Here is a 6,348-nt window from a genome sequence, read left to right on the forward strand (position 1 = left end):
TGATTTTTCCACACTGTCTAAGGCTATGGAAGAGGGTACTTTTTAACCCTCTTTCCACACTATTTTCCGATTACCCTAAATAACTTCTTGGCTTTTTGTGCTTCATGTAAAACGACTTCGCTTTGGAATGTCGTCGTTTCGATAATTAAGTCATAACGATCATTTTGAATGACTTTTTGCAGCAATAAGTGATGGATTCTCAGAACGTCTTCATTAAGCTCACCGGCGTTCCAATAAAGAACCAGCTGCGGAATGGAGTTGCTATTGCCTAGATGGAAAGAAGTTGTGTAAATAGGTATGCGCTGTATACGAGATGGGTCATTGACACCGGAATGTCTCATTAAAGACAAGAGCGCTGTTTGATTACTAGTGGAATCAGTAATAATTTTATTTTCGGCTGCCCACAATTCTGCTTTTTCCTCTGGTGCACACTTTGAAAGTTGGTGAGCATCAGAAACGATCTGAATCACTCGCTTTCGTTGCTCATTCGTTTTGACCAATCGCAGATTCCGCTCATTTGTCAAACAGATCAGTTGATCTTCGGATTCACTATTCCATTGAAATTGATTCATCATTTCTAAGAGAAGATCCTCCATACTTCGATACTGACTTTTCTTTAGTCCAATTCTTTGAGAATCAATCAGCTCAACATGCGGATTTTCTCCAAAGTATTCCACACATTTTTCCATTCCCGATTCGTTATAGTAAATCCTCTTTACTTGTTCCCCATTGTCTGTCTGCAATGATTTTGCAGAAATAAATCCTCGATCATCGAAGAAGAGAATTTGTCGGTAAGGGTCCGTCATTAAATACATTTGTTCCGCAAAGCCAAAAGCATTGAAACGAATTTCACCAAATGGTTGATCTTCCTTGATCAACGTGATACCAAAAGGCGTATAGACTTTCTCCACATTGTGAGAAAGAGGCAAGTCATCTACATCTAAAGGAAACCCATTGATCTTGTGAATATCTTGCAAGCGATCGTAAAGCGAAGTCATCTGAGCTGCTTCTAACCCATACGCATGCATTTTATAGCGTAAAAACGGGATATGTTCCAATAACAATAAGTGGTACGGTTCTCGATTGTTCTTGAAAAGCTGAATGACATTCATCATGTAGTCACTTTCTAAATTGCCGCTGCTGGTCGTCCAATCGGGAATAAAATAATTCAAAGAATTGCCTCCTAACATCCTCTAAAAAATCCGGTAAGTGCGTCTGGAAAAGAGGAAGCGTATTTCATTTGTGATAGTTTCTAAAATAATGATCAACATAAAAATACTTCCAAAATAAAAAGCTAAGTTGGAAATGATCTGATTTTGCAACCCAATCAATAACGGAATCATTGAAATGATCACAAGATAACTGTTGCCAAGCAATGCAACCGTAGATAATCGCTTCAATATATATCTCTCCGTCTGTTTACCAGGTGCAATATTTAAAATATAGTCTCCTGTCTCTTTAAGATTTTTGGCTATATCGTAAGGTCGAACGTTAATAAAACTAAATCCATAACCTAAAACATAGAGAATCAGACCATAAGTGAAAACACCCCGCACATTATTAAATGAAAAGTAAGTCGTAATAAAATTCGAAAAGCCTGTGTCTCCCCACTTTTCATTCAAGAGTAAAAGCTGCGGCATTGAAAAGACGGTTACCGCAAACATAAACGGCATCGCTCCTGCAGGCAAAAGACGAATGGGAATATACGAATTGTTGAAGCGACTATCAATACCTGTCCGTTCAATATTGATGCGGTATTCTGCACTGTAAAGAAAAAGCGTTAGATAAATAAAGATTAAAGTCACTATAACCAAACCAATCATAAAATTTTGACTCAAGTGGACGGATTCTGTTTGTCCCGAAATTAACATAGCTGGGATGTTCATCAATAGACCTGGAACGATAAACAAGCTTTGACCACCGATTCCTTTGTCGATATTGATATCGGCTAGCCACGCAACGAACAATCCTCCAGCAGTCAAAATAAGGACTGCTCCTAAAAACAACAAGACAACGGATCCCCCAACAGCTTTTTGATCGATCATTGATGAACGAAATTTTAACACTAATGCACAACTTTGAAGGACAGCAAATAAAAGAGTCAAACAACGTTGAATATAGCCGATTCTTTTTGTGGAAAGATTTCCGATACTTTCTGTATCAATCATGCTGATCGTTGTCCAGATGATCAGAGCAGTCATATACGGTCCCATTCCTAAAGAAAAAAGCGTTGGAACAGTGAAATTTCCACCGGTTGATGTTGCTAAGAATTTCAGAATCAATCTAGTTGATTCCTCTGGTATCTTTTCTGAAATAAAAAAAGGAATCGGAATATGCTTTCCTATCTCAACGATGAACAACAGGAAGAAACTCGCGATGATCCTACGAATGAGTTCTTTTTGATTCTTCATTTTCATCTCCAATTTTTCTTACTTTTTTTTCATCTGTAAGGATTAACAAAATAATAGCAAGTTTAAATCCCCCTTTTTTATTTGTTTTTTTGTTGAAACGAAAAAAAAAATGAAAAGGTGGTGTTAGTCATTGTGGTATCATCGTTTTAAATTCAAATAAGAAAACAACGCTTCATTTTTAAATGATCATCTGAGAATGACGAGGATTGGAAAAAAAAGGGGAGAAAATTCCGTAGAAACATCTCCAAAAAGAAGGATTTCATATGAAGAAACTAATTGAACTCATCATACCTCTTGTTTTGCTGTTAGGAGGTATCTTTTTTTTGAAAGATACTTTGACGAATAATGAAACACAGACTGTAGAATCAAGGACTCCTGACAATGAACCTAGTCCTAGATTAGACTTGAAAGCTGTCGTTTTACGGACTGAAGATACTTTGGAGGTAGCTGATCAAGAGTCCATCTATCATGGGGAATTTCCCTACTATAATATGGACACCACCAAAACCTATACGTTTTCCCTTCACTTCGTAACAAGTTCTGGTGAAGCGTTGCTTGATCAAAACAAGGAACCACTTATTGCGTCCAAAAAAATGAAACTAGCTGCTCCGAAGGGAAAAATCGTCTTTTTTTTAGAAGCCAATGATTTGATGCGGGATTATCTTTTTGAACTAGAGGACGTAATGATTCGTGCTAAATTAGCCAGTAACACAAATTAATCTGCTAACACTATCAATTTTTTGGGGAAGGATCAGCAAAAATGAAAGATAAAAAATTTCGCAAATATATGCGGTTAGCGAGAAAGGTTCAAAATCTCGCAGACAAGTATCGGCAATTGTCGGATCAAGAATTACAAATGCAAACTATTCTTTTTCGTCAACAACTCGAACTAGGAAAAAAGTTAGAGAGTATACTCCCACAAGCCTATGCTGTAGTTGTCGAAGCAGACCGTCGTGTCTTAGGAATGGAACCTTATTTTGTCCAAATTCTTGGCGCGATTGCTCTTTTTTATGGCAATGTTGCTGAGATGAAAACCGGTGAAGGAAAAACATTGACAGCCACCATGCCGATGTACTTACACGGTCTGGGAGGCAAAGGAAATTTTTTGATTACTTCCAATACCTATTTAGCATTGCGGGATATTGAGGAAACCGGGAAAGTTTATCGTTTTCTAGGACTAACCGTGGCTGCTGGAGTCCCCGAACATGAAGATGAAGGAAAAGAAGTCGACAAAGAGGTCGTCTATGCAGCAGACATTGTCTATACTACCCATAGCGCATTGGGATTTGACTACTTGTTTGACAACTTGGCCGTTTCTCCAGATGAACAATACGTTACCCACTTCAATTATGTACTGATTGATGAAATCGATGCAATATTACTCGATATGGCTCAAACACCATTGATCATTTCAGGAGCTCCCAAAGTCCAGTCCAACTTTTTTACGCTATCTGACTGGTTTGTAAAGAGCCTGATTGAAGGGAAAGACTACCTAAGGAGCGAAAATAAGCGCCACGTCTGGTTTACAGAAACAGGTATTCAAAAATCAGAAGACTATTTAGGTATCGAAAACATTCTTTCAGAAAAATGGAAAAATCTTTACCGCCATTTAGTCATTGCCTTGCGGGCCAATTATCTCTTGCACTTAAACAAAGACTATGTTGTGGAAGACAATGAAATTCTTTTACTTGACGAAGCAAATGGGCGCAAGTTGATCGGAACAAAACTACAAGCTGGGCTTCATCAAGCAATCGAAGCCAAAGAAGGGGTAGAGATCACCACGGAAAGCCGATCCATGGGCTCCATTACCTATCAGAATCTCTTCCGAAAATTCAAGATTTTATCCGGAATGACCGGGACAGCCAAAACAGACGCTGACGAATTTCGTGAAACTTATAATATTGACGTAATCGAAATTCCAACGAATAAACCCATTCGCCGAAAAGATCATCAGGACCTCGTATATGTTACCAATCAGTCAAAGATCATGGCTTCTTTAGAAGCAGTAAAAAATGCTTTGATCCAAGAACGTCCCGTTCTGCTTGAAACAGGATCGGTCTCAATGTCGACTTTATACTCTCTGATTCTCTTAAAGCATCGAATTCCTCATAACCTTTTAAATGCTACAACAGCGACCAAAGAATCCTGGATCATCTCAGAAGCGGGCAAAAAAGGGGCCGTAACAGTAGCCACTTCAATGGCTGGACGCGGTACAGACATTAAACTTGAACAAGACGCGCGGGAAAACGGCGGTCTGTTAGTAGTTGGAACCGAACGAATGACCAGTGACCGAATCGATAATCAGCTGTGGGGGCGCTCCGGACGTCAAGGAGACCCTGGTGATAGCATTTTTTATGTATCATGGAGGATAAAATCGTTGTTGAAAGTGCACCTAAATGGGCAGCCCAGGAACGAGAACTATTAACTGAACAAGAAAAATCAGCCAATGGTTTCAAGCCATTAAAAAAGAAAAAATACAATAAATTGATCAATCAGTCTCAAAGCAATCGTAAAAATCAAGAAATTGCTGGACGTCAAACAACGCTAGAATTTGACTCAATCATCACCATTCAAAGAGACAAAATGTACAGCATGAGGAACAGTATCATGACAGGCACGCCAGTTGAGTTAGAAAAAATCTTCAACAAATGCATGGAAGAAGCAATCAATCAATTCATCACTAAGAAAGAGAATCTAAATAAACAAGCGATCCTTGATTTCATCTTTAATAATTTGGACTATAATTTTGATATTTTTGAAATCGAGAAACTGGATAAATTTAATAAACGAACCGTCAAAAAATTCTTATTAGCTCTGATTTCAGATCGTTTGACTCACATTCAGCAATTCATGCCAGACAGTTTCCAACAGCTGTTCTTCAAGCGAATTGTTCTTTTAAAAGCGTTGGATACTCTTTGGATCGAACAATCAGACAACTTGCAACAATTGAAAACAGTCATCAATGGAAGAAACTGGGGACAACACCGTCCCATCCATGAGTTTCAAGTAGAGGCACACCGTTCTTTCACTCAAATGCGTGAAGCAATTTATCTAGAAGCAATCAGAAATTTATTATTATCCGAGTTGGTAAAAACAGAAGATGGTTCATTCGATGTTGAATTTCCATAATCGGCTATAGCGAATAAAAAGCGTCACAGTTAGGCAAATCTAACTGTGACGCTTTTTTATTGAGTAGTAACACTTCTATCATTTTAGAAGAGCTAGGAAATTTATCCCAGCCCTTCATAAACTGAAAGGAACTGATTAATCCGTTTCACGCTTTGCTGCATCTTTTTTCTTTTTCATTAAAGCAATCGCAGCTAACAGCGCGGCAATTCCAGCAAGAGACATTTGACTACCGCTTGCATCAGATTCACCAGTCTTAGGAAGAGTGGCTCCAGTCGCATGTCCCCCCACTCCTATGTTGCCTTGTGACGTTCCTGTATTTCCATTCGTTGCATTATTCTGCTCGGAATTTGTAGGAGTTGAAGTAGATCCGCTGATTGATGCACTTTCTGAAAGTGAATGATCTTGACTAGTTGATTGTGATTGTAGTTCTGAAAGACTTTCAGACAAACTATTACTATGATAGTCACTGACGATTTCAGAGTTGACATCACTTGTACTTGTACTTAACGAAGCAGATTCACTAACGCTTGTACTTTCGCTGATTGATTCGCTTGCGCTCATAGAGACGGAGTCCCGATCAGAAGCACTAAAGCTTTCACTCAGACTAGCAGAGTTGCTAGCACTTGTACTATCGCTTGTAGAGCCAGATTCACTTGTCTCAGCACTGCTTGACATTGAGTCACGTTCACTATCACTGATGCTTGTGCTTTCGCTAGCTGATTCACTCACACTGGATTTGAGTCAATACCTCGGACACGATTTGTGAGAGTTTTTTCGAGATTCCGGCGGGCGATCGTCTCATCGTTTC

The 6,348-nt window shown here is 38.9% G+C and carries 4 protein-coding genes and 1 pseudogene; 2 read left to right on the forward strand and 3 right to left on the reverse strand.

Features of this window, described 5'->3' with window-relative positions; genetic code table 11:
- Positions 1–59 precede the first annotated feature (59 nt).
- Positions 60–1,172 (reverse strand): accessory Sec system protein Asp1, encoded by a 1,113-nt coding sequence (gene asp1 / locus AB5Z52_RS15485; protein WP_368243963.1) that lies wholly within the window; start codon positions 1,170–1,172, stop codon positions 60–62.
- A gap of 21 nt (positions 1,173–1,193) precedes the next feature.
- On the reverse strand, positions 1,194–2,411 hold the full coding sequence (locus tag AB5Z52_RS15490) for an accessory Sec system protein translocase subunit SecY2 (protein WP_081131220.1): 1,218 nt from the start codon (positions 2,409–2,411) through the stop codon (positions 1,194–1,196).
- A 263-nt stretch (positions 2,412–2,674) separates the two neighbouring features.
- Here AB5Z52_RS15490 and AB5Z52_RS15495 point away from each other — a divergent pair, with 263 nt between their 5' ends.
- Both AB5Z52_RS15495 and secA2 read left to right on the forward strand, forming a co-directional pair.
- Complete coding sequence (locus AB5Z52_RS15495) at positions 2,675–3,130, forward strand: hypothetical protein (RefSeq protein WP_081131219.1); 456 nt, start codon at positions 2,675–2,677, stop codon at positions 3,128–3,130.
- A 41-nt stretch (positions 3,131–3,171) separates the two neighbouring features.
- A pseudogene (gene secA2 / locus AB5Z52_RS15500) lies at positions 3,172–5,540 on the forward strand (accessory Sec system translocase SecA2).
- Positions 5,541–5,675: 135 nt separating this feature from the next.
- On the opposite strand, the gene AB5Z52_RS15505 reads toward secA2, so the two are convergent.
- A complete protein-coding gene (locus AB5Z52_RS15505) occupies positions 5,676–6,215 on the reverse strand; it encodes an LPXTG cell wall anchor domain-containing protein (protein ID WP_288551769.1) in 540 nt (179 codons plus the stop codon).
- Between the last annotated feature and the right edge of the window lie 133 nt (positions 6,216–6,348).

Source organism: Enterococcus sp. RTP21361st1_A6_RTP21361_211029, from assembly GCF_040910045.1.
In the GTDB taxonomy this organism is placed as follows: Bacteria; Bacillota; Bacilli; order Lactobacillales; family Enterococcaceae; genus Enterococcus_D; species Enterococcus_D gallinarum.

What these genes read in the sequence shown, in the direction of transcription:
- AB5Z52_RS15490 (WP_081131220.1), bottom strand. Translation starts at nt 2,411, where the DNA reads ATGAAGAATCAAAAAGAACTCATTCGTAGGATCATCGCGAGTTTCTTC.
- AB5Z52_RS15495 (WP_081131219.1), top strand. Translation starts at nt 2,675, where the DNA reads ATGAAGAAACTAATTGAACTCATCATACCTCTTGTTTTGCTGTTAGGA.
- AB5Z52_RS15505 (WP_288551769.1), bottom strand. Translation starts at nt 6,215, where the DNA reads ATGTCAAGCAGTGCTGAGACAAGTGAATCTGGCTCTACAAGCGATAGT.